This window comes from Pseudomonas sp. URIL14HWK12:I5, from assembly GCF_900176445.1.
GTDB classification, from domain to species: Bacteria; Pseudomonadota; Gammaproteobacteria; order Pseudomonadales; family Pseudomonadaceae; genus Aquipseudomonas; species Aquipseudomonas monteilii.
Map to the genome: position 1 here is coordinate 269453 of NZ_FWXQ01000001.1, position 20892 is coordinate 290344.

Consider the following 20892-nt stretch of genomic DNA (forward strand, 5'->3'; position numbering starts at 1 on the left):
ATCATTGGCATGAGTCTGACTCATGTATATATGCTTCTTGGTGATCCGCTCCACAGCCCCGTATGGCAGGTGCCTCATGTCCCGTCAGCTTCCACCGTTGTATGCCCTTCGCGCATTCGAAGCCGCCGCGCGGCTAAGTTCCTTCACCCGTGCCGGTGAGGAACTGTCGATCACTCAGAGTGCGGTCAGCCGGCATATCCGCACGCTGGAGGATCACTTCGCCTGCCGCCTGTTCGTGCGCAGTGGCCGCAACCTGCAACTGACCGAGGCCGCACGGGTATTGCTGCCAGGCGTTCGCGAAGGCTTCGCGGCGCTGGAGCGGGCCTGCGATACCTTGCGCGGTGAAGACGACATCCTGCGCATGAAGGCCCCCTCGACCCTGACCATGCGCTGGTTGCTGGCTTGCTTGAGCCGTTTCCGTCACCTGCAGCCAGGCAATGAAGTACAGCTGACCAGTGCCTGGATGGACGTTGACCATGTGGACTTCAACCAGGAACCGTTCGATTGCGCGGTGTTGCTCAGCGACGGGGTGTTCCCGCCGGACTGGGAAGTGCGCAAGCTGTTCCCGGAGTTGCTGATACCCGTAGGGGCGCCAGACCTGCTGGAAAAAGTGCCGTGGGACGAGCACCGGCTGGCCTCTATCGAGCTGCTGCACCCCACGGTGGACAAGCGCGACTGGCGGGAGTGGCTGGAACGCATGGGGTTGAGCGACAAGGTTTCGCTCAAGGGCGGGCAGGTGTTCGATACCCTGGAGCTGGGCATGATTGCGGCGGCGCGCGGCTATGGGATTTCCATGGGCGATTTGCTGATGGTGGCCGAGGATGTGGCGCAGGGGCGCTTGAGCCTGCCATGGCCGACGGCGGTGCCCAGTGGAATGGATTATTACCTGGTGTGGCCGCGTACCCGGCCAGGGGGGGAGCGGTTGCGGCGGCTGAGTGCTTTTCTGGAAGACGAGGTGGCGGCGATGGACTTGCCGAATGTGGAAATCCTGCCGCCTCTTTGATCGCCTGTACCGGCCCTTTCGCGGGTAAACCCGCGAAAGGGCCGCAATGCATTACATCGAGCCCAGGTTCAACGCCTGCGCACAGGCTTGCAGCGACCGGCGTTCACTTTGCGCATACAGCGCCAGCTCATCTTGCACCTGCAACCCCAACGCTGCCTCGAACGCATCGCGGTTGGCATTGCTGCCATATTCGGCCTGCGCATCGTCGCCCAGGTTGGACTGGAAGATGCCCGCCGCGCTCACCGGCAGGAAGTCCTCGTACACCAGCGCCTCGAAGTGCACATGGCCTGCGTCGATCAGCCCTTGCAGGGTGGTCGGGCGGCCTTCCTGGTCACGCGCAGCCAGGCCTTTCTCGGTGGCGAAGTAGCGGAAGTATGCCAGGCCCTGTTCACGCATCTGCGCCAGGTCGTCCGGGAATGCTGCAAAGGTTTCTTTCAGCAGCGACATGTAGCGCTCGGCGTTGGCCTCGACCGGTGCGCCACCCAGGGCAGCGCGGGTGGCATCGAGCAGCTTGTCGTACAGCTGGCGACCCTTCGGCGTCAGCGCCGCACCGCGTTGTTCGATCTCGCCGAAACGGGCGGTGTGGCTGCCTTCGCTGCCCTGCTGGTCGCTGAACGCGACCTTTTCCTGCAAGGCCTTGAAGCTGGTCTGTCGCAGCAGGATCGGGTGGCGACGGGTAGGCGGGCCTTCGACCACGGCCTTCGGCGGGATGCCTTTGGCCGGCATGCCGACCTGGATCGCATCGATGTCCAGGGTACGTGGGGTCAGGTGGTTGATGTGCGGGCCCTTGAAGGCCACCACATCGGCGATCAGGCGGTGCTGGTCGTGCAACTGCTGGTACTGCTCGGCGGTGACGGTGGCGTCATGGTGCCAGCGGAAGGTGTGCAACGCTTCCTGCACGAACGTCCCGGCATCTGTGGCGTTCAGCCCGCCATCGCGCTCGCTTTGGGCGATCAGTTCGAGGGCGCGGCTGGTGAAGATCTGGCGCTTGGCCAGGATGCCCTGTGCCAGCTCGCGCAGTTGCGGGTTGTCGATCAGCTCCAGGCGCAGCAGCGAGGTGAACACACGGAACGGGCTGACATGCAACGACTGTTCATGCACGGCACGGAAGGCGGTGGAGTGCACCGGCACGCCAGCAGAGCTCAGGTCGTAGTAGCCGACCGGCTCCATACCCATGACGGCAAACAGGCGGGCGATGGTGGCCAGCTCTTCGGCGGTGCCAACGCGGATGGCGCCATGGCGTTCCTGGTCCAGTCGCTCGATTTCCCCGGTCCAGCGCAGGGCCTCGGCAACCTTGGGCTGCTGGGCCATGACCTGCTGGTTGATTTCGCTCACCAGCTCCAGCAGCGTGCCGTACAGGGGCACTTCCTGTTTGTACATGAGCGACATGGCGGCAGAGAACTGCGCGCGAATGCTGTCTGGGCTGACGAAATCGTGGGCGGGCATCGCTAGCTTCCTGGTTGGGTTCGGACGCTTACATGAAAGCTGGGAATGCACTTGGCTCACAAGCGAAAAAAAGTGAGTGTGTCATTCCTTTTTTGATCGACCTTCAGGGCTCTTTCGCGGGTTCACCCGCGAAGAGGCCCTCAAGCCTGAAGCTGCTCGTGAATCCACTCCACCAATGCCCTGACCTTGGGCACCTCCGCCGCATGCTCGGCATACGCCAGATAATGCGCTCCGGCACTGCGCATCGCATGGTTCCAAGGCACCACCAGGCTCCCGTCCGCCAACTCTTTCGCCGCCAGGTAACGCGGCACCAGCGCCACCCCGCACCCGGCCTGCGCCGCGCTCAAGGCCATATAGAACGTATCGAAGCGTGGCCCGTGGTAAGCGCTGACGCTCTGCAGGTCCTGCTCCAGGAACCACTCATGCCACGCCTCCGGCCGCGACGTGCTCTGCAACAGCACTAGGTCGGCAAGCTCTGCGGCATCGCCCAGTGTGCGCCCGGCCAGTAGCTCCGGCGCGCACACCGGCACCACCTCTTCGCGGAACAGCTCCACGCAGGTGGCCCCCGGCCAGGTGCCCTGGCCGTAGAAAAACACCACGTCCGCCGAGCCCTGCAACAGGGCAAACGGCTCCATCTCGTTGCGGATATCGAGGTGAATATTGCTGTGCCGCTTCCCAAAACCTTTCAGGTGCGGGATCAGCCAGCGCACGCCAAAACTCGGTTGAGTGGCTACCTTCAATATCTCGGTCTGCTCGCCGTAGGTGAGTACGTAGCGGCTGGACATGTCCACCTGGGTGAGGATCTTGTTGACCTCGGCCAGGTACAGGCTGCCGGCCGGGGTCAATTGCAGGCGCCTGCGAATGCGCAGAAACAGGTGGTGGCGCAGCATGTCTTCAAGCTGCGCCACCTGCTTGCTGACCGCGCTCTGGGTCAGGTGCAGCTCTTCGGCGGCACGGGTAAAGCTCAAATGGCGGGCTGCAGCTTCAAAGCACTGCAGGGCGGTCATGGAGGGCACCAGGCGTTTGGACATAGCGGTCTCTGCGGCTCAAATCATTACCTGGCGGAATGATATGCGGAATAAAGGTCGTTTGTTGTACCTATGTGATCGGATTAATACTGATCCACATCATTTTTCCACCCCATCACCCGATGTAGGAGAAGCACAAATGGTTGCTGGATTGCTCGAGCGCCTTGGCGTTGCTGCCGAGGCTTACACCCAGGGCGACTACCCTGTTCACACGCCGATCGACGGCAGCCAGATCGCCTCGGTGAAACTGCTCGGCAAGGCCGAGACCATCGCCCGCATCGACCAGGCCCAAAGCGCCTTCGAAGCCTGGCGCACTGTGCCGGCCCCGCGCCGTGGCGAACTGGTGCGCCTGTTTGGCGAAGTGCTGCGTGAGCACAAGGCCGACCTGGGCGAGCTGGTATCGATCGAAGCCGGCAAGATCACCCAGGAAGGCCTGGGCGAAGTACAGGAAATGATCGACATCTGCGACTTCGCCGTTGGCCTGTCGCGTCAGCTGTACGGCCTGACCATCGCCTCCGAGCGCCCGGGCCACCACATGCGTGAAACCTGGCACCCGCTGGGCGTGGTCGGCGTGATAAGCGCCTTCAACTTCCCGGTCGCCGTCTGGGCCTGGAACACCGCCCTGGCCCTGGTGGCCGGTAACTCGGTGGTGTGGAAACCGTCTGAGAAAACCCCGCTCACCGCCCTGGCTTGCCAGGCGCTGTTCGAAAAAGCCCTGAAAGCCTTCGGCGATGCCCCGGCTGGCCTGGCGCAACTGGTCATCGGTGGCCGCGAAGCTGGCGAAGCCATGGTCGACGACCCGCGCGTACCGCTGGTCAGCGCCACCGGCAGCACCCGCATGGGCCGCGAAGTGGGGCCACGTGTTGCTGCCCGCTTTGGCCGCAGCATCCTCGAGCTGGGTGGCAACAACGCCATGATCCTGGCCCCGAGCGCCGACCTGGACCTGGCCGTGCGCGGCATCCTGTTCTCGGCTGTCGGCACCGCCGGCCAGCGTTGCACCACCCTGCGCCGCCTGATCGTGCACCGCTCGATCAAGGACGAAGTGGTTGCCCGCGTCAAAGCCGCCTACGGCAAAGTGCGCATCGGCGACCCACGCAAGGACAACCTGGTCGGCCCGCTGATCGACAAGCTGTCGTTCGATGCCATGCAGGGCGCGCTGGCCAAGGCCCGCGACGAAGGTGGTCAGGTGTTTGGTGGGGAGCGTCAGCTGGCCGACCAGTACCCGAACGCCTACTACGTGTCGCCTGCCATTGCCGAAATGCCGGCGCAGAGCGACGTGGTGCGCCACGAAACCTTCGCCCCGATCCTGTACGTGCTGGCCTACGATGACTTCGAAGAGGCCCTGCGCCTGAACAACGAAGTGCCACAAGGCCTGTCGTCGTGCATCTTCACCACCGACATTCGTGAGGCCGAGCGCTTCCAGAGTGCTTCGGGCAGCGACTGCGGCATCGCCAACGTCAACATCGGCACCAGCGGCGCCGAGATCGGCGGTGCGTTTGGTGGCGAGAAGGAAACCGGCGGTGGTCGTGAGTCGGGTTCGGATGCCTGGAAAGGCTATATGCGTCGTCAGACCAACACCGTGAACTACTCGCGCGAGCTGCCGCTGGCGCAGGGTATCGTGTTCGACTGATGGTTTGATGCTGCATGGCCGGGGACTATGCCCCCGGTTCGCGGCACAAGGCCGCTCCTACACAGGCATCGCGACCTTCTGTAGGAGCGGCCTTGTGCCGCGAATGGGCTGCAAAGCAGCCCCAACAAGAACAAATTGCTGGAGCCGGGCCATGTCCGAACTGCGTCAAGAATGCTTGTGGGAATTCGTCAGCAAACCAACCGTTGCCGCCCAGGCCCTGGCCGGTGAGCACAAGGCCGATGTCTGCGTGATCGGTGGCGGCATTACCGGCCTGTCTGCAGCCATCCACCTGCTCGAACAGGGCAAGTCGGTGATTCTGCTGGAGGCCTGGAAGGTCGGTCACGGCGGCTCCGGGCGCAACGTGGGTCTGGTCAACGCCGGCACCTGGATCCGCCCTGACGACGTCGAGGCCACCCTCGGCCAGAAGCAAGGCAGCCGCCTGAACAAAGTGCTCGGCGAAGCCCCGGCTGAAGTGTTCGCCATGATCGAGCGCCTGGGCATCGACTGCCAGGCCCAGCACAAAGGCACGCTGCACATGGCGCACAACGCCACCGGCCTCGCCGACCTTGAGGCCCGTCACGAACAATGGCGCCGCCGCGGTGCCGACGTAGAGCTGTTGACCGGCGCCCAGTGCCAGGAATACTGCGGTACCAACAAGATTTCCGCCGCGCTGCTCGACCGCCGCGCCGGCACCATCAACCCCATGGGTTACACCCAGGGCCTGGCGGCTGCCGTGGCCCGTCTGGGCGGCAAGTTGTTCCAGCAGTCTTCGGTCGAAGGCCTGGAGCGTGACGGCGATGCCTGGCGGGTGAAGACCGCCCGCGGCTCGGTGCGCGCCGACAAGGTGGTGATTTCCACCGGTGCCTACACCGAAGGCGACTGGAGCAACCTGCAGAAGCAGTTCTTCCGTGGGTACTACTACCAAGTGGCGTCCAAGCCGTTGCAGGGCGCAGCAGCCGACAAGGTGCTGCCGCACGGCCAAGGCTCGTGGGACACCCGCACCGTGCTTAGCAGCATCCGCCGTGACGACCAAGGCCGCCTGTTGCTCGGCAGCCTGGGCCGGGTCGACAACAAGCCGGCGTGGTTCGTGCGCAGTTGGGCAGACCGGATCCAGAGCCACTACTACCCGGAGCTGGGCAAGGTCGAGTGGGAAATGCACTGGACCGGTTGCATCGACTTCACCCCGGACCACCTGATGCGCCTGTTCGAGCCAGCGCCGGGGCTGGTGGCGGTGACCGGTTATAACGGGCGAGGTAACACCACCGGCACCGTGATTGGCCGGGCGTTTGCCGAGTTCCTGCTGAAGGGGGAGGCGGATAGCCTGCCGATTCCGTTCTCGCCGATGACCGGTGTGAGTGCACCTTCGCTGCGTACCGCTTTCTATGAGTCCGGGTTCTCGCTGTACCACGCGGGGCAATGCTTGAGAGTTGTGTTGTAAGTTCTGGCCTCTTCGCGGGCGAGCCCGCGAAGAGGCCGGTCAGGCTTACTTGTGCAACCAGCTAAGGAAGCCGCCTTTCTTGATCAGGGCCGGCTTCTGCAGCAACAACGACTCCCGGCTCTGGCGCCGGAACCGCTGCAACTTGCTCAGCGCCGTCTGCACCTCGCCACGCTGCTGCAAGCAGCTCTTCACCTGTTCCTTGTCGATCCGGTACAGCACGCAACTGGTCAGCGTGCGGAACTCGGCCAGCGAATCCTCTTCATCGATGATGCCCTCGATCCCCAGCACCTCACCCGGCCCCATGCGCCCGGCTTCGACCAACTTGTCGCCATCGCGCACCGATGCCGAGATGACCCCGCTGCCAATCACCAACAGGTTATCGGAATGCTCGCCAACGCCCAGGATCACCTGATCCGCCAGGTACTCCACCGCCGTCATGCGCTGGCTCAGCGCATCACGCTCTTCATCGCTTAGCGAGCGGAACACCCGCACCTCGTCCAGTACTTCGCGCTGGCGGCTGCGCGGCGGCAGGGCCAGGTCCACGTTCCACATCACCCCGCTGGCCTCCAGGTGGCGGTGCGCAAGGTCGAACAGCTGGTTGCGCGCGTCGCCCTTGGCGCCTGCTTCGGCCACGAAACCGCTGGCCTCGTACTCCACGGATTCCAGTGTCGAGGCCTTCACCGTCACTTTCGGCTTTGGGGTCTCAAGAATGGCACTGACGCCCTGCAGGGCCTTTTCCAGTGCATCGAACACCCGTTTGGGCCGCACCTTGGCCGGCACCACCACGCTGATCGACACCCCATGCACATCGGCCGGGCGGCTGTGGTTGAGCAGCCGGGCCTTGGCCGCCACCGAATTGGGGATCACCGCCAGGCTGCCAGTGCCGGTCAGCAGGCGTGTGGCGCGCCAGTCGATGTCCAGCACCTTGCCTTCTGTGCCGTCGATGGAAATGGAGTCACCAATCTGGTAGGGCCGCGTGGTGTTCAGCACGATGCCGCTGAATACGTCGGCCAGGGTGCTTTGCAGCGCCAGGCCGATGACGATGGCCATCACCCCGGAGGTAGCCAGCAGGCCTTTGACCGGCAGCTGCATCACATAGCCGGCGGCAGCCACCACAGCGGCGAGGAAGATCAACGCCCCCAGCACATCCTGCAGCAACCGCCCGCCATGGCTGCCACGGGCCACCAACAGCAGGCCAAACACCACCGTGACCGTGCGTGCGCCAAACAGCCACCAACCGATCGCCAATACCGTGGCCATGAGGTTGCGCGACACATCGTCGGGCCAGGGCGGCGGTTGCAGCGGGCTCATGCCAGCGGCCACCAGCACCGAGCTGAACAGCAGGAATATCACCAGGCGCGTGCCGATGCGCCAGGCGCGGCGCTGGATGGGGATGAGTTGCCAGAGCACGAGATCCAGCAGGAGCAGGGCAGTACCGAGCAATAACGGGGACGACTGGATGAACGCCAGCATGGTGGTCTCGGGGTGGGAGAAGGGCTGTGGGTAGTAATAGAGCAGGTAGCCCAGCAAATCCACTGCCAATTTGTCGTTCCTTAAATAGAACGCTAAAGCCAAAATCAGCTATCTACCGCTCCAAAGGTGATGGTTTTAATCTTCTCCCATCAACGCGAAACACCCCACTTACTGAACATCAAAACCCTTAGGAGCAACGACCATGACCAACTTCAAATACAACCGCCTGAACAAAGACGACGCCGCTGTCCTGCTGGTCGACCACCAGGCTGGCCTGCTGTCTCTGGTCCGCGACATCGAGCCGGACGCATTCAAGAACAACGTGCTGGCCCTGGCTGACCTGGCCAAGTTCTTCAACCTGCCGACCATCCTCACCACCAGCTTCGAGCAAGGCCCCAACGGCCCGCTGGTGCCAGAGCTGAAAGCCCTGTTCCCGGATGCGCCGTACATTGCCCGCCCAGGGCAGATCAACGCCTGGGACAACGAAGACTTCGTCAAGGCCGTGAAGGCCACCGGCAAGAAGCAACTGATCATCGCCGGCGTGGTGACTGAAGTGTGCGTAGCCTTCCCGGCCCTGTCGGCCCTGGAAGAAGAGTTCGACGTATTCGTGGTCACCGATGCCTCCGGCACCTTCAACGCCATGACCCGTGACGCTGCCCACGACCGCATGAGCCAGGCAGGCGCGCAGTTGATGACCTGGTTCGGCGTGGCCTGTGAGCTGCACCGCGACTGGCGCAACGATATCGAAGGGCTGGCGGCGCTGTGCTCCAATCACATCCCGGACTACCGCAACCTGATGACCAGCTACAACGCCTTCAACGCCGGCAAGTAAGCCAAACCGCCGCCCCGGGCACCGCCAGTCGGTGCCCGCCCAGGGCAGCACACCCATCCAATCCTCCGCCCGTCCGCCGTTGCACAGTGGATGCGGGCAAGCTCATCCCAAGGAACGCCGATGAACACCGCAACCCAAGACAACCGCGATGTGGTGACCGTATGCCTGCAACACCAGGTGATCGACACCGCTTCGAGCACCCCGGTTGCACAACCCCCGCGCTGGAAGCAGGCGCTGCTGACCTACCTGGTGATCTGCCCGATGACCATGGTCATTCCGCAACTGCTGGCGCCGCTGTTCGCACGCTTCCCGCAGCTGGGCGGCCCGATCACCGGCAACCTCATCGTCAACCTGTTCGTCATCCTGCCCGTGGTGTTCTACATCATGCCTTGGGTAACCCGCCGCTGCGCCAACTGGCTGCGCGGCTGAGCCACGCCTTCACCTCGACACTTTCAAGGAGATACCGTTATGAGCACCTTCGTTACCCGCGATGGCACTTCGATCTATTTCAAGGACTGGGGCAGCGGCAAGCCCGTGCTGTTCAGCCACGGCTGGCCGCTGGATGCCGACATGTGGGATTCGCAGATGGAGTTCCTGGCCAGCCGCGGCTACCGCACCATCGCCTTCGACCGCCGGGGCTTCGGCCGTTCGAGCCAGCCGTGGAACGGTTACGACTACGACACCTTTGCCGATGACATTGCCCAGCTGATCGAACACCTCGACCTGCGCGACGTCACCCTGGTGGGCTTCTCGATGGGTGGCGGTGATGTCAGCCGCTACATCGCCCGCCACGGCAGCGAGCGTGTGGCCGGGCTGGTGTTGCTGGGGGCTGTGACGCCAGTATTCGGCAAGCGTGACGACAACCCTGAGGGTGTCGACCTGTCAGTGTTCGAGGGTATCCGTGCCGGCCTGCGTGCCGACCGGGCCCAGTTCATCGCCGACTTTGCCACGCCGTTCTATGGCCTGAACCATGGGCAGCAGGTGTCCCAGGGCATGCAGACGCAAACCCTGAACATCGCGCTGATGGCCTCGATCAAGGGCACTCTGGATTGCGTGACGGCGTTCTCCGAAACCGACTTCCGCCCGGACATGGCCAAGGTCGATGTGCCGACGCTGGTGATTCATGGCGACGACGACCAGATCGTGCCGTTCGAAACCACTGGCAAGCGGGCGGCAGAGCTGATTCGCGGGGCTGAGCTGAAGGTGTATGCCGGTGCGCCGCACGGGTTTGCGGTGACCCATGCGCAGCAGTTGAATGAGGATTTGCTGGCGTTCCTCCAGCAGTAACCGTGGGAGGCATTCGCGGGCTTGCCCGCGAAGTGGCCAGCCAAGGCAGCACAAATGTTGATCAGGGCTAACCTTCTTCAACCCACCGCACATCCATCCAAGCCCTGACCTTGCATCAACCGGCATGCTTCGCAGTCGCCCCTGCCGGCCCCAGTCGGAGAAGCTCATGTCCCAGGACCGCAACGACAAGACCCGTCGCCAGTTCCTCGCCACCAGCACCGTGCTCGGTGCAGCAGGCGCGCTCTGGTCCGCATTGCCCTTCACCGGCCAAGCCGGTTCCGCTCACGCATCCACCCAAGGAGGTTCCATGACCGCCGACCTGATTCTGTTCAACGGCAAACTGCACACCGTTGACCGCGAAAAGCCTACTGCGACCGCCGTCGCCATCAAGGATGGCCGCTTCATCGCCGTGGGCAACGACGCCGAGGCCATGGCCCACAAGGGCGCCACCACGCAAATCGTCGACCTCAAGCAGCGCACGGTCATCCCCGGCCTGAACGACTCGCACCTGCACCTGATCCGCGGTGGCCTGAACTACAACCTGGAACTGCGCTGGGAAGGCGTGCCATCGGTGGCTGATGCCCTGCGCATGCTCAAGGACCAGGCCGCGCGCACGCCGACCCCGCAGTGGGTGCGTGTGGTGGGTGGCTGGAACGAATTCCAGTTCGCCGAAAAGCGCATGCCCACCCTGGAAGAAATCAACCAGGCCGCGCCCGATACCCCGGTGTTTCTGCTGCACCTGTATGACCGCGCGCTGCTCAACCGCGCCGCGCTCAAGGCCGTCGGCTACACCAAGGAAACGCCCAACCCGCCGGGTGGCGAGATCCAGCGTGACAAGTTCGGCAACCCGACCGGCATGCTCATCGCCCGCCCCAACGCGATGATCCTCTACGCCACCCTGGCCAAAGGGCCGAAGCTGCCGCTGGAATACCAGGTCAACTCCACCCGCCAGTTCATGCGTGAGCTCAACCGCCTGGGCCTGACCAGCGCCATCGACGCTGGCGGCGGCTACCAGAATTTCCCCGACGACTACTCGGTGATCCAGGAGCTGGCCGACAATAACCAGCTGACCGTGCGCATCGCCTACAACCTGTTCACCCAGAAGCCCAAAGAAGAGCTGGACGACTTCAAGAAGTGGACCTCCAGCGTCAAGCTGCACAGCGGCACCGACTTCCTGCGCCACAACGGCGCGGGTGAAATGCTGGTGTTCTCCGCTGCCGACTTCGAGGACTTCCTCGAACCGCGCCCGGACCTGCCGCAAACCATGGAAGAAGAACTGGAACCGGTGGTGCGCCACTTGGTCGAGCAGCGCTGGCCGTTCCGCCTGCACGCCACCTACAACGAATCGATCACGCGCATGCTCGACGTGTTCGAGAAGGTCAACCGCGACATCCCGTTCAACGGCCTGCCGTGGTTCTTCGACCACGCCGAAACCATCACCCCACAGAACATCGAGCGCGTGCGTGCCCTGGGCGGTGGTATCGCCATTCAGGACCGCATGGCCTTCCAGGGTGAATACTTCGTCGACCGTTACGGCGCCAAGGCGGCAGAACAGACGCCGCCGATCAAGCGCATGCTCGACATGGGCGTGCCGGTAGGTGCCGGTACCGACGCCACCCGCGTGTCCAGCTACAACCCATGGACCTCGCTGTACTGGCTGGTCAGCGGCAAGACCGTTGGCGGCATGGAGCTGTACCCCGAAGGCCTCAGCCGCGACACCGCGCTGCAACTGTTCACCCAAGGCAGCGCCTGGTTCTCCAGCGAGCAGGGCAAGAAAGGCCAGATCAAGGTGGGCCAGCTGGCCGACCTGGCTGCACTGTCGCTGGACTTCTTCAGTGTTGATGAAGAGGCGATCAAGGGTATCGAGTCGGTGCTGACGATTGTCGATGGCAAAATTGTGTACGCTGCCGGCGAATTTGATCGCCTTGGTCCACCACAGGTGCCGGTACTGCCGGAATGGTCGCCGGTGGCCAAGGTGCCGGGGCACTGGCGCGTGGGTACGCCGTCGCTGGCGGCAGCCGTGCATCAGTGCTCGGGGCCGTGCGGGGTACATGCGCACAGTCATGACAAAGCGCGTAAATCGAGTGTGCCGGTCAATGACTTCCAGGGCTTCTGGGGGGCGCTGGGCTGTTCCTGCTTTGCTTTCTAAGCTGAGCTGACATGAAGAAGGGGCCCGTTTGTGGCCCCTTTTTTGTTCTTTCAGTGCCGGCCTCTTCGCGGGCAAGCCCGCTCCCACAGGTACTGCACAGCCCTCAGGACCTGCGCGGTCCCTGTGGGAGCGGGCTTGCCCGCGAAGAGGCCGGAAAAGCCAACATCAGTGGTGAGCCTTGTGCTCCCCGCCTGCCAGCAGATGCCGAATCTTCACTTCAACCCCCTCCGTCTGCAGCATCCGCACCCGCGCCTCGATCTTCAGCTCCCCTCGGGTCACCCGATGGTGATGCCGCAAATGCTCCAGCCACGACTCTTCGAAGAAAAACTCCAGCCACAACGCCCGGTCTGCACTGTCGCGCATCAATCCCCAGGACAGTGCCCCATTGCGCTTGCGCATGGCTTCCAGCTCCCGCGTCGCCAGCTGAAACGCCTCGGCCTTGGTCGGGTCGATGTGATACTCCACTGTCACCATTACCGGCCCGCTTTCCTTGTCCATGTCATCGCCCAGCACCGGAACAGGCCAGTGCAACGACGGTGTCAGTTCTTCGGCTTCGGTTTCCGGCAGGGTTACCTTGCAGGTCAGCAACGTGCCCAGGGCCAGACCACCCGACGCCAGCAGCAGGCTCAAGGTGATCGACGCATGGCTGGCCAGCGTGCCCCACAGCAGCCCGCCACACGCCATGGCACCAAAGAAGATCAGGATGTACACCGACAACGCCCGCGCCCGCACCCAGGCCGGCACCGAGGTTTGCGCCGCCACCTGCAGGTTGGACAGCACCGCGATCCACGCCGCCCCGCTGAGCAGCATCGCCGGCAGCAGCACATAGAAGTTGCGCACGAGCGCCAGCGCCAGCAGGAACAGCGCATACAGCAGGCTGGCGAACAGCACCAGGCGGTCGCGGCTGATGCGTTCGCGCAGGCGCGGCAGCAGGGTGGCGCCGGCCACCGCGCCAATGCCGATGGCCGCCAGCAGCAAGCCGAAGTCGGCAGCAGTGCCGTGCATTTCGCCGCGCACGATCAGCGGCAGCAGCGAGGTGCCGGCGCTGGCACAGAAGAAGAACGCCACGGCCCGCAGCAGCACGGCCTGCAAGGGTTTGGCACTGCGCGCGAAGCGCAGGCCGGTGCGCATGGCGCCCACGAAGCGCTCGGCTGGCAGCAGTGGCTCCTTCACCTCGCGTTTCCACAGGAACAACACCAGGATCACCCCGGCAAACGAAATCGCGTTCAAGGCAAAGGTCAGCCATGGGCCGACCATGCTCACCACCACGCCGGCCAAGGCCGGGCCAATGGCGCGAGACACGTTGATGCCCACACTGGAAATGGCCACCGCGTTGGCCAGGTCTTCCTTGCCCACCAACTCCGGTGTCAGTGCGCTCCAGGCCGGCATCATCAACGCCGTCCCGATACCCAGTGCCAGGGTCAGCACCAGCAGCAAGGTCACGTTCATCAGCCCAAGCAGGGTCAGGGCTGCCAGCACCACGGCCACGGCAGACATCCACAGCTGCACCAGCAACAGGTAGCGGCGCTTGTCGACGATATCCGCCGCTGCGCCCGCTGGCAGGGCCAGGAAGAACATCGGCAGCGAGCCGGCCACCTGGATCAGCGCCACGTGCAGCGGGCTGGCCGACAGTGTGGTCATCAACCAGCCGGCGCCCACCTCGTGCATCCAGGTGCCGATATTGGAGGCGATGGTGGCGATCCATAGCATGCGGAAGGTGGTGTTGCGCAACGGGCTCCAGGCGCCTGAAGGGGATGTGCTCATGTCAGAAGCTGCCTTTGAGTGGGTATTCGATGATCAGGTAGATACGGTCGATGTCATCGCCGGCCTGGGCCTGGTTGGCGCGATGGCTTACGTGGGAGAACGACAGGCTCAGGTCCTTGGCGGCGCCTGACTGCACCACGTATTTCAGGTCGATGTCGCGCTCCCAGTGCTTGCCGCCGTCGCCGTACTGGCCAACGTAGGCGCCGCTGGCTGGTGCATGGCTGCCGTCGATGCCCCGGCCGCTGACGTAGCGGCCCATCACGCTCAGGCCGGGGAGGCCGAGGGTGGCGAAGTTGAGGTCGTAGCGCAGTTGCCACGAACGCTCGCCCGGGCCGTTGAAGTCGGCGTACTTGATCGAGTTGGCCAGGTAGATGGAATCGCCGCCGACGAAGTCGAACGGGGTGTCGCCCTCGACCTTCTGATAGGCCAGGCTCAGCGCCTGGGCGCCGAAGCTGTACTTGGCCAGCAGGCTGTAGGCGAGGGTATCGATTGCCCCGCCACTGGCGTTGCCGGTGTCGCGGGTTTTGTAGAGATTGCCGTCCACGCGCCAGTTACCTTCGGCCAGGTTCAGGTTGAGGTAGGCCTGGCGCCAGGTGTCTTGCAGTTGCCCGGCATACAGCGCGCCACCAAACGGGCCAGTGGGCGCGAAGGTGGCGCCGGCCAGGCTGATGGCGCGGTTGTGGGTGGTGACGCCGTAGCCGCTGAAATCATCGCGGGTGGCGCTGTTGTCCTGGTTGTTGAAGGCGGTGAAACGCCCGGCCTGCAGGCGCCAGTCGGGCAGGTCGGTGTTTTCCACGAACCAGCCGGTGGCGTATTCCGGGTGCAGGCGTTTGTCGCCAGTGTCGAACACCGGGGTTTCCACGTTCATTTCGCCGTAGCGCAACTGGGTGTTGCCCAGGCGCAGCTTGAGCGCGGCGCCGGCGCTGGAGTAGTCGGATTCGGCGCGGCCATTGCTGTCGCGTGGCAGCAAACCGGTGCCGGCATGGCCACGGCCGCCGTCGAGCTTCAGGCCAAGAAAACCGTGGGCATCGATGCCCACGCCAACCGTGCCTTGCGTGAAGCCCGAGCGGACCTCGCCGATGAAACCCTGTGCCCATTCCTGGCGGTAGTTCTGGCCGCTGGCAGAGGGCGAGCGAAAGTCGCTGTGCAGGAAGTAGTTGCGGCTGAGCAACGACCAGCCGGACTCATCCGCCTGGCTGAGCGCCGGGCAGAGGGCGAGCGTGGCGAGCAGGGCGCGGCCTGGTCCGTGTGTGGCGCGGATCATGGAGAGCTCCGGGGGATGATCCGGGACTGTGGAGCAAGGATAGGCCAGGGGTCTTGTAAGGGTGTGCTGGGATCTGGTTTACCTGTTCAGCACTCAAGCCATGTCGCTAATGGCGAATTCCTCAGCCAGATGATCGATCAGCGCCCGCACGGAAGGCAGCAACCCCCTTCGCGACGGGAAAATCGCATGCACGATGCCACAGCGCGGGTGCCAGTCTGGAATCAGCTCCACCAGCCGCCCCGCCGCCAGGTCCTCGCGTACTGCCACTCGCGGCAAATGCGCAATCCCCACCCCAGCCACCACGAAATGGCGCAGGGCAAACAAATCGTCAGTCACCATGCGCGGCGTATGCGGGATGACAATGCTGCGGCTGCTGTCTTCACCCTGGAACAGCTCCCACTGGTACTCACGCTGTGCGCTGCCCCAATGCAGGCTCGGCAGCGTGCCGAGCAGCAGCGGATCGAAGCCCTTGGGCAGTTGCTCCAGGTACTGCGGCTGGCCCACCAGGCACTGGGTGCTGTTGCTCAGCACCTTCATCACCATGTCGGTGTTCTCCAATGGTGGAAAGCGCACCCGCAGCGCAATGTCGAAGCCTTCGTGCAGCAGGTCGACGCGGCGGTTGGTACTTTCAATGAACAACTCCACCTGCGGGTACTTGAGCATGTAGCGAGTCAGCATCGGCCCGACCCACGAGTTGAGCAGGGTGGTAGGGCAACTGATACGCACCAGCCCGCGCGGCTCGCTACGGTTGCGCTCGATGATCTCCGCCGCACCCTCCGCCTCCACGCGCATGGCCAGGCAGCGGTTGTAATAGGCCTGGCCGATTTCGGTGAGCGAGCAGTGCCGGCTGGTGCGGTGCAGCAGGCGCACGCCCAGGCGGTCCTCAAGGTCGGCGATGCGCCGGCTGAGCTTCGACTTGGGCATGTCCAGCGCTCGGCCTGCCGGGGCGAAACCCCCGTGCTCTACAACTTGGGTGAAGTAATAGAGGGAATTGAGGTCTTCCAATGATCGTTCTCCAAACGGAACGCTAAGGGCGATTTTCGCAGTCTAGTGCAGCAAAGGTGATGATTTTAATCTGTGCCCATCAACGCGAAACACCCCGAATAGCTGAAGAATTCATAAACCTTAGGAGCACAGACCATGAGCAAATTCACCTACAACCGCCTGAACAAAGACGACGCCGCCGTCCTGCTGGTCGACCACCAGGCTGGTCTGCTGTCGCTGGTGCGTGACATCGAACCGGACAAGTTCAAGAACAACGTGCTGGCCCTGGCTGACCTGGCCAAGTTCTTCAACCTGCCGACCATCCTCACCACCAGCTTCGAGCAAGGCCCCAACGGCCCGCTGGTGCCAGAGCTGAAAGCCCTGTTCCCGGATGCGCCGTACATCGCTCGCCCTGGCCAGATCAATGCCTGGGATAACGAGGACTTTGTGAAGGCGGTGAAGGCCACTGGCAAGAAGCAACTGATCATTGCCGGTGTGGTGACTGAGGTTTGTGTGGCCTTCCCGGCGCTGGCGGCCTTGGAAGAAGAGTTCGATGTGTTCGTGGTGACCGATGCTTCCGGCACTTTCAACGAAATGACCCGTGATGCTGCCCATGACCGCATGAGCCGGGCAGGTGCCCAGCTGATGACCTGGTTCGGCGTGGCGTGCGAGCTGCACCGCGACTGGCGCAACGATATCGAAGGGCTGGCGGCGCTGTGCTCCAACCACATTCCGGATTATCGGAACCTGATGACCAGCTACAACGCATTGACTGCGGGTAAGTGATCAATCAGTAGCAGTACGCATAAGGCCGGCTTCCTCTGTAGGGAGCCGGCCTTTTTTGTTTGCTGTACCGGCCCTTCGCGGGTAAACCCGCGAAGGGCCGGCACAGGCAACATCAATTCATGGGCTGTGACTCAATCCCATCCAGCAATGCCTCAACCAACCCTTCTGCCATTTCGAGTGCATTCAGGTTGCTCCAGAACAGGCTTTTGCCTGTGCCATCCAGATGCTCCAGGGCTTTATAGCCACAGTCAGGGAGGTGACCGTCGGGAGGTTGCAGAATGGCCTCCAGGTGCCTGGCGATAGATTTCTGACGCCTATGAGACCGAGCGCCGCGAGGGCGGCGCTCGATCTCAAGGGCGCTGCATCTCTACAGTCATGCGCTCGCAACCCTCAATCCGCATCCGAATCAAACAACCGCTCCAACTCCACCCGCGCCTCCTTCGCCGTCTGCATCACCTTGGCCCGGTCATCACGCACCTGCCCCTGGGCCACCAGCACCTCTTCGTCATGCTGGGTAAACCGCGCAATCCGGTCCGCCGCCTGTTCATCACTCAAGCCCAACCCCACCAATGCCCGGCGGGTCATCTCCAGGCTGGAGTAGAACGTCTCGCGAATCGGCTCGGCGCCCACATCCACCAACTTGTGTACATGCTGGCGGTTACGTGCGCGGGCCAGCACCTTCAAGTGCGGGTACAGGCGTTTCACCCGTTCAGCGGTATGAATGGCGGCTTCCGGGTCATCGATGGTGATGATGAAGTACTCCGCCTCACCCACCTTGGCCGCATGCAGCACCTCAGGGCGCAGCGGGTCGCCGTAGAACACCGGCACCTGTTCGAACATGCGGGTCATCTCGATGGTGTCCACCGAGGTTTCCAGTGCGATGAACGGGATTTTCTGTGCCCGCAGGATACGCGCGACGATCTGGCCCATGCGGCCCATGCCGACGATCACCACCCGCGGCGTATCAGTCTGAATCTGCTTGTACTGCTCAGGCACTTCCCGCACAGGCTGCGGGCGCTTGAGGGCGCGGGCGCAGCCCAGCATCATCAGTGGGGTGATGGCCATGGACAGGGTGATGGTCATCAACAGCAAATCGTAAGTCTGGGTGTCGAATAAGCCCTGGTCCTTGCCCAGCTTGAACACCACGAAGGCGAACTCGCCCCCAGCGGCCAGCACCATGCCCAGGCGCAGGGCGCTGGCACTGTTCAGACCACCGACCAGGCGGCCGACGCCAATCAGCAACACCAGCTTCAATGCCACCAGCAGCAGGGTCAGGCCCAGCAGCACCAGCGGCATTTCCAGCAACAGGCGCAGGTTGGCGCCCATGCCGACGCTGATGAAGAACAGCCCCAGCAGCAGGCCCTTGAACGGTTCGATCTGCGATTCCAACTCGTGGCGGTATTCCGAGTCGGCCAGCAGCAGGCCGGCGAGGAAGGCGCCCAAGGCCATGGACACACCGGCTTCTTCCATCAGCCAGGCGGTGCCGATCACCACCAGCAACGCGGTGGCGGTGGACACTTCGGGCAGGCCGGTGCGGGCTACGGTGCGGAAGACCGGGCGCAGGAGGTAGCGGCCGCCGATGATGACCACGGCGATACTGGCGAATACCTTCAGGCCATGTTGCAGGCTATCGCCGTGGCTGGTGTCTGGGCCACTGGCGGCCAGCAACGGAACCAGGGCAATCAGCGGGATGGCGGCGATGTCCTGGAACAGCAGGATGGCGAAGGCCAGGCGGCCGTGCGGGGCGTTCAATTGCTTGCTCTCGGCCAGGCTTTGCAGGCCGAGGGCGGTGGACGACAACGCCAGGCCCAGGCCGAGCACGATGGCCGCCGGCAGCGTCTGGCTGAAGCCGAACAGGGCGATGGCACCGATCAGCGCACCGGTCAGCAGTACCTGGGCGCTGCCGACGCCGAACACCGATTTGCGCATCAGCCACAGGCGCTTGGGCGACAGTTCAAGGCCGATGATGAACAGCAGCAGCACCACACCCAGTTCGGAAATGTGCGCCACGCTTTCGGTGTCGCGGATCAGGCCCAGTGCCTGCGGGCCAATGACAACGCCGGCGAGTAGGTAGCCAAGTACGGCGCCTAGCTGCAGGCGTTTGGCCAGGGGGACGGCGAGGACTGCGGCGAGCAGGAAGATGACGGCGGTTTGCAGCAGGCTGCCTTCGTGTGGCATTTGGCTCGTACTCCATGAGCTGCCGGGGCAGCATTTGAACAGTTTGGCCGACAATTCTGGGGAATGAGAGGGGGGTAGACAATCTGCTTTCAGGGAGAAAGATTGTCCTGAAAACTGAGACAACCTGTGCTGGCCTCTTGGCGGGAGTCGGCTGACTCAAGCCCCACCAAACTGCGCCCGATACTGTGCCGGCGTCATGCCAATCCGCTCGCAGAACACCTTGCGCATATGCCGGTCACTGCCAAACCCGCACTGCGCCGCCACCACCTTCAACGGCAGGTCGCTGCCCTCCAGCAGCTTGCGCGCTCGGTCGATCCGCGCATTTTGCAGGTACTGCAACGGCGTTATCCCCACCTCGCGCTGGAACGTGCGGGCGAAATTACGGCTGCTCATGGCCACCAGGTCGGCCATCTTCTGCACGGTAAACGTCTGTTCGATATGGTCGACGATGTGCGCCTGTACCCGGGCAATCGGCGAATCATCACGCGGCACCGCCGCCAGCAACGGCCCGTACGGGGTCTGCCCGCCTTGGCGATGACGGGCGACCAGCAGCACCTTGGCCACTTCCAGGGCCAGCGCCTTGCCGTGGTCTTCGGCCACCACCGCCAGCGCCAGGTCGATACCCGCAGTGATCCCGCCCGAAGTAATCAGGCAGCGGTCGATCACATAGATCTGCTCGGTCTCAACCTTGGCCTGAGGAAACGCCCGCGCCAGGCGCTCCACGTAATTCCAGTGGGTGGTGCAGCGGTAGCCATCCAGCAACCCCGCCCGGCCCAGCAGGAACACCCCGGTACAAATGGCACCAAAGCGCTTGGCGCTGCGCACCGCCTGCGGCAACCAGCGCTCCAGCGCTGGCACGGCAATGTCATACGCGCCCGGGCCGCCGGGCACCAGCAACAGGTCGACGGCGTCCGGCAAGTCTTCCAGGCGCAGGTCGGCCACCACTTTCAGCCCACAGGAGCCGCGCACCGCTGCTTGCCCTTCGGCCAGGGTGAGCAGCCGGTATTGCCGCTCTGCCGGCAAAAAACGGTTGGCGATGGCGAACGCATCCATGGGTCCGGTCACATCCAGCAAGAGCACATCGTTGAAAAGCACCATGGCCACGGTGCGGTGAGCGTTTACTTGCATGCTTCTTCGCTCGTTAGCTGAATACAACGTGCATCTTACGGTATACCCCCGCGCACAATTAAGAACAATTCAGGTTTGGCTCAGGACTTTGTCATGTGCCGGGGGCGAGACTTTCTGCATTCAACAGGAGAGTCGCCATGCACCCCGGCACCCCCCAAGAGCCGCTGCACCCCCCGGGCGCACTGACGCCCGCGCGGTTACGCCAGGCCAAGGAACTAATGCTGCGCAGTTCGCTGTCGATCATCGAGATCGCCAGCGTGTGCAACCTCACCCGCAGCCATTTCTCCCGTGCCTTCAAGGTCAATACCGGCCTTTCACCCCAGGCCTGGCGCCTGCTGGCACGCATGGAAAAGGCCAAGCGCCTGCTCGCCACCGAAGCACCGATTACCCATGTGAGCCTGGAATGCGGCTTTTGCGACCAGGCCCATTTCACCCGCGCCTTCAGCCGCCTGGTCGGCCAGCCGCCCAAGGCCTGGCGACAGGCGCAGGCCATTTCTTAAGC

General features: G+C 63.6%; 17 protein-coding genes. 9 read left to right on the forward strand and 8 right to left on the reverse strand.

Going from position 1 to position 20892, the window contains the following annotated elements; genetic code table 11:
- Nucleotides 1–76: 76 nt before the first annotated feature.
- Nucleotides 77–1003 (forward strand): LysR substrate-binding domain-containing protein, encoded by a 927-nt coding sequence (locus B9A31_RS01315; RefSeq protein ID WP_019097523.1) that lies wholly within the window; start codon nucleotides 77–79, stop codon nucleotides 1001–1003.
- 51 nt (nucleotides 1004–1054) lie between these two features.
- Here the strand turns inward: B9A31_RS01315 and B9A31_RS01320 are convergent, their stop codons facing one another.
- Both B9A31_RS01320 and B9A31_RS01325 read right to left on the reverse strand, forming a co-directional pair.
- A complete protein-coding gene (locus B9A31_RS01320) occupies nucleotides 1055–2449 on the reverse strand; it encodes a 2-oxoadipate dioxygenase/decarboxylase HglS (protein ID WP_084296605.1) in 1395 nt (464 codons plus the stop codon).
- Nucleotides 2450–2589: 140 nt separating this feature from the next.
- Complete coding sequence (locus B9A31_RS01325; protein WP_027609979.1) at nucleotides 2590–3480, reverse strand: LysR family transcriptional regulator; 891 nt, start codon at nucleotides 3478–3480, stop codon at nucleotides 2590–2592.
- Between the two features lie 136 nt (nucleotides 3481–3616).
- Here B9A31_RS01325 and B9A31_RS01330 point away from each other — a divergent pair, with 136 nt between their 5' ends.
- Together B9A31_RS01330 and B9A31_RS01335 are read left to right on the forward strand one after the other, a co-directional pair.
- On the forward strand, nucleotides 3617–5107 hold the full coding sequence (locus tag B9A31_RS01330; RefSeq protein WP_016712672.1) for an L-piperidine-6-carboxylate dehydrogenase: 1491 nt from the start codon (nucleotides 3617–3619) through the stop codon (nucleotides 5105–5107).
- 151 nt (nucleotides 5108–5258) lie between these two features.
- Nucleotides 5259–6545: an L-pipecolate oxidase gene (locus tag B9A31_RS01335; protein ID WP_019096463.1), complete on the forward strand. Its 1287-nt coding sequence runs from the start codon at nucleotides 5259–5261 to the stop codon at nucleotides 6543–6545.
- A 45-nt stretch (nucleotides 6546–6590) separates the two neighbouring features.
- On the opposite strand, the gene B9A31_RS01340 is transcribed toward B9A31_RS01335, so the two are convergent.
- Nucleotides 6591–8018 carry a mechanosensitive ion channel family protein gene (locus tag B9A31_RS01340; RefSeq protein WP_084296695.1) on the reverse strand — a complete coding sequence of 476 codons (1428 nt, stop codon included), beginning with the start codon at nucleotides 8016–8018 and terminating at the stop codon, nucleotides 6591–6593.
- 202 nt (nucleotides 8019–8220) lie between these two features.
- Here B9A31_RS01340 and ycaC (B9A31_RS01345) point away from each other — a divergent pair, with 202 nt between their 5' ends.
- The 4 genes from ycaC (B9A31_RS01345) (at nucleotide 8221) to B9A31_RS01360 (ending at nucleotide 12286) form a co-directional block, all read left to right on the forward strand.
- Nucleotides 8221–8850 carry an isochorismate family cysteine hydrolase YcaC gene (gene ycaC / locus B9A31_RS01345; RefSeq protein ID WP_019096461.1) on the forward strand — a complete coding sequence of 210 codons (630 nt, stop codon included), beginning with the start codon at nucleotides 8221–8223 and terminating at the stop codon, nucleotides 8848–8850.
- A gap of 120 nt (nucleotides 8851–8970) precedes the next feature.
- Entirely contained in the window at nucleotides 8971–9279 is a 309-nt protein-coding gene (locus tag B9A31_RS01350; protein WP_019096460.1) for a hypothetical protein, read from the forward strand.
- A gap of 39 nt (nucleotides 9280–9318) precedes the next feature.
- A complete protein-coding gene (locus B9A31_RS01355; RefSeq protein WP_084296606.1) occupies nucleotides 9319–10137 on the forward strand; it encodes an alpha/beta fold hydrolase in 819 nt (272 codons plus the stop codon).
- Between the two features lie 307 nt (nucleotides 10138–10444).
- Nucleotides 10445–12286: an amidohydrolase gene (locus tag B9A31_RS01360; protein ID WP_161751334.1), complete on the forward strand. Its 1842-nt coding sequence runs from the start codon at nucleotides 10445–10447 to the stop codon at nucleotides 12284–12286.
- 165 nt (nucleotides 12287–12451) lie between these two features.
- On the opposite strand, the gene B9A31_RS01365 is transcribed toward B9A31_RS01360, so the two are convergent.
- From B9A31_RS01365 to B9A31_RS01375, 3 genes are all read right to left on the reverse strand, one after another.
- Complete coding sequence (locus tag B9A31_RS01365; protein WP_027609981.1) at nucleotides 12452–14050, reverse strand: MFS transporter; 1599 nt, start codon at nucleotides 14048–14050, stop codon at nucleotides 12452–12454.
- A 1-nt stretch (nucleotide 14051) separates the two neighbouring features.
- The gene (locus B9A31_RS01370; RefSeq protein ID WP_016712664.1) at nucleotides 14052–15314 is read right to left on the reverse strand and encodes an OprD family porin; all 1263 of its coding nucleotides are present in this window, start codon (nucleotides 15312–15314) and stop codon (nucleotides 14052–14054) included.
- Nucleotides 15315–15407: 93 nt separating this feature from the next.
- The gene (locus B9A31_RS01375) at nucleotides 15408–16319 is read right to left on the reverse strand and encodes a LysR substrate-binding domain-containing protein (RefSeq protein WP_016712663.1); all 912 of its coding nucleotides are present in this window, start codon (nucleotides 16317–16319) and stop codon (nucleotides 15408–15410) included.
- Between the two features lie 135 nt (nucleotides 16320–16454).
- Here B9A31_RS01375 and ycaC (B9A31_RS01380) point away from each other — a divergent pair, with 135 nt between their 5' ends.
- Nucleotides 16455–17084 (forward strand): isochorismate family cysteine hydrolase YcaC, encoded by a 630-nt coding sequence (ycaC, locus tag B9A31_RS01380; RefSeq protein ID WP_019096456.1) that lies wholly within the window; start codon nucleotides 16455–16457, stop codon nucleotides 17082–17084.
- Between the two features lie 390 nt (nucleotides 17085–17474).
- On the opposite strand, the gene B9A31_RS01385 is transcribed toward ycaC (B9A31_RS01380), so the two are convergent.
- Both B9A31_RS01385 and B9A31_RS01390 read right to left on the reverse strand, forming a co-directional pair.
- Entirely contained in the window at nucleotides 17475–19262 is a 1788-nt protein-coding gene (locus tag B9A31_RS01385; protein ID WP_019096455.1) for a monovalent cation:proton antiporter-2 (CPA2) family protein, read from the reverse strand.
- A gap of 156 nt (nucleotides 19263–19418) precedes the next feature.
- A complete protein-coding gene (locus B9A31_RS01390) occupies nucleotides 19419–20390 on the reverse strand; it encodes a GlxA family transcriptional regulator (protein ID WP_016712660.1) in 972 nt (323 codons plus the stop codon).
- Nucleotides 20391–20527: 137 nt separating this feature from the next.
- Between B9A31_RS01390 and B9A31_RS01395 the strand changes: the two genes are divergently transcribed.
- A complete protein-coding gene (locus B9A31_RS01395; protein ID WP_016712659.1) occupies nucleotides 20528–20890 on the forward strand; it encodes a helix-turn-helix domain-containing protein in 363 nt (120 codons plus the stop codon).
- Nucleotides 20891–20892: the final 2 nt, after the last annotated feature.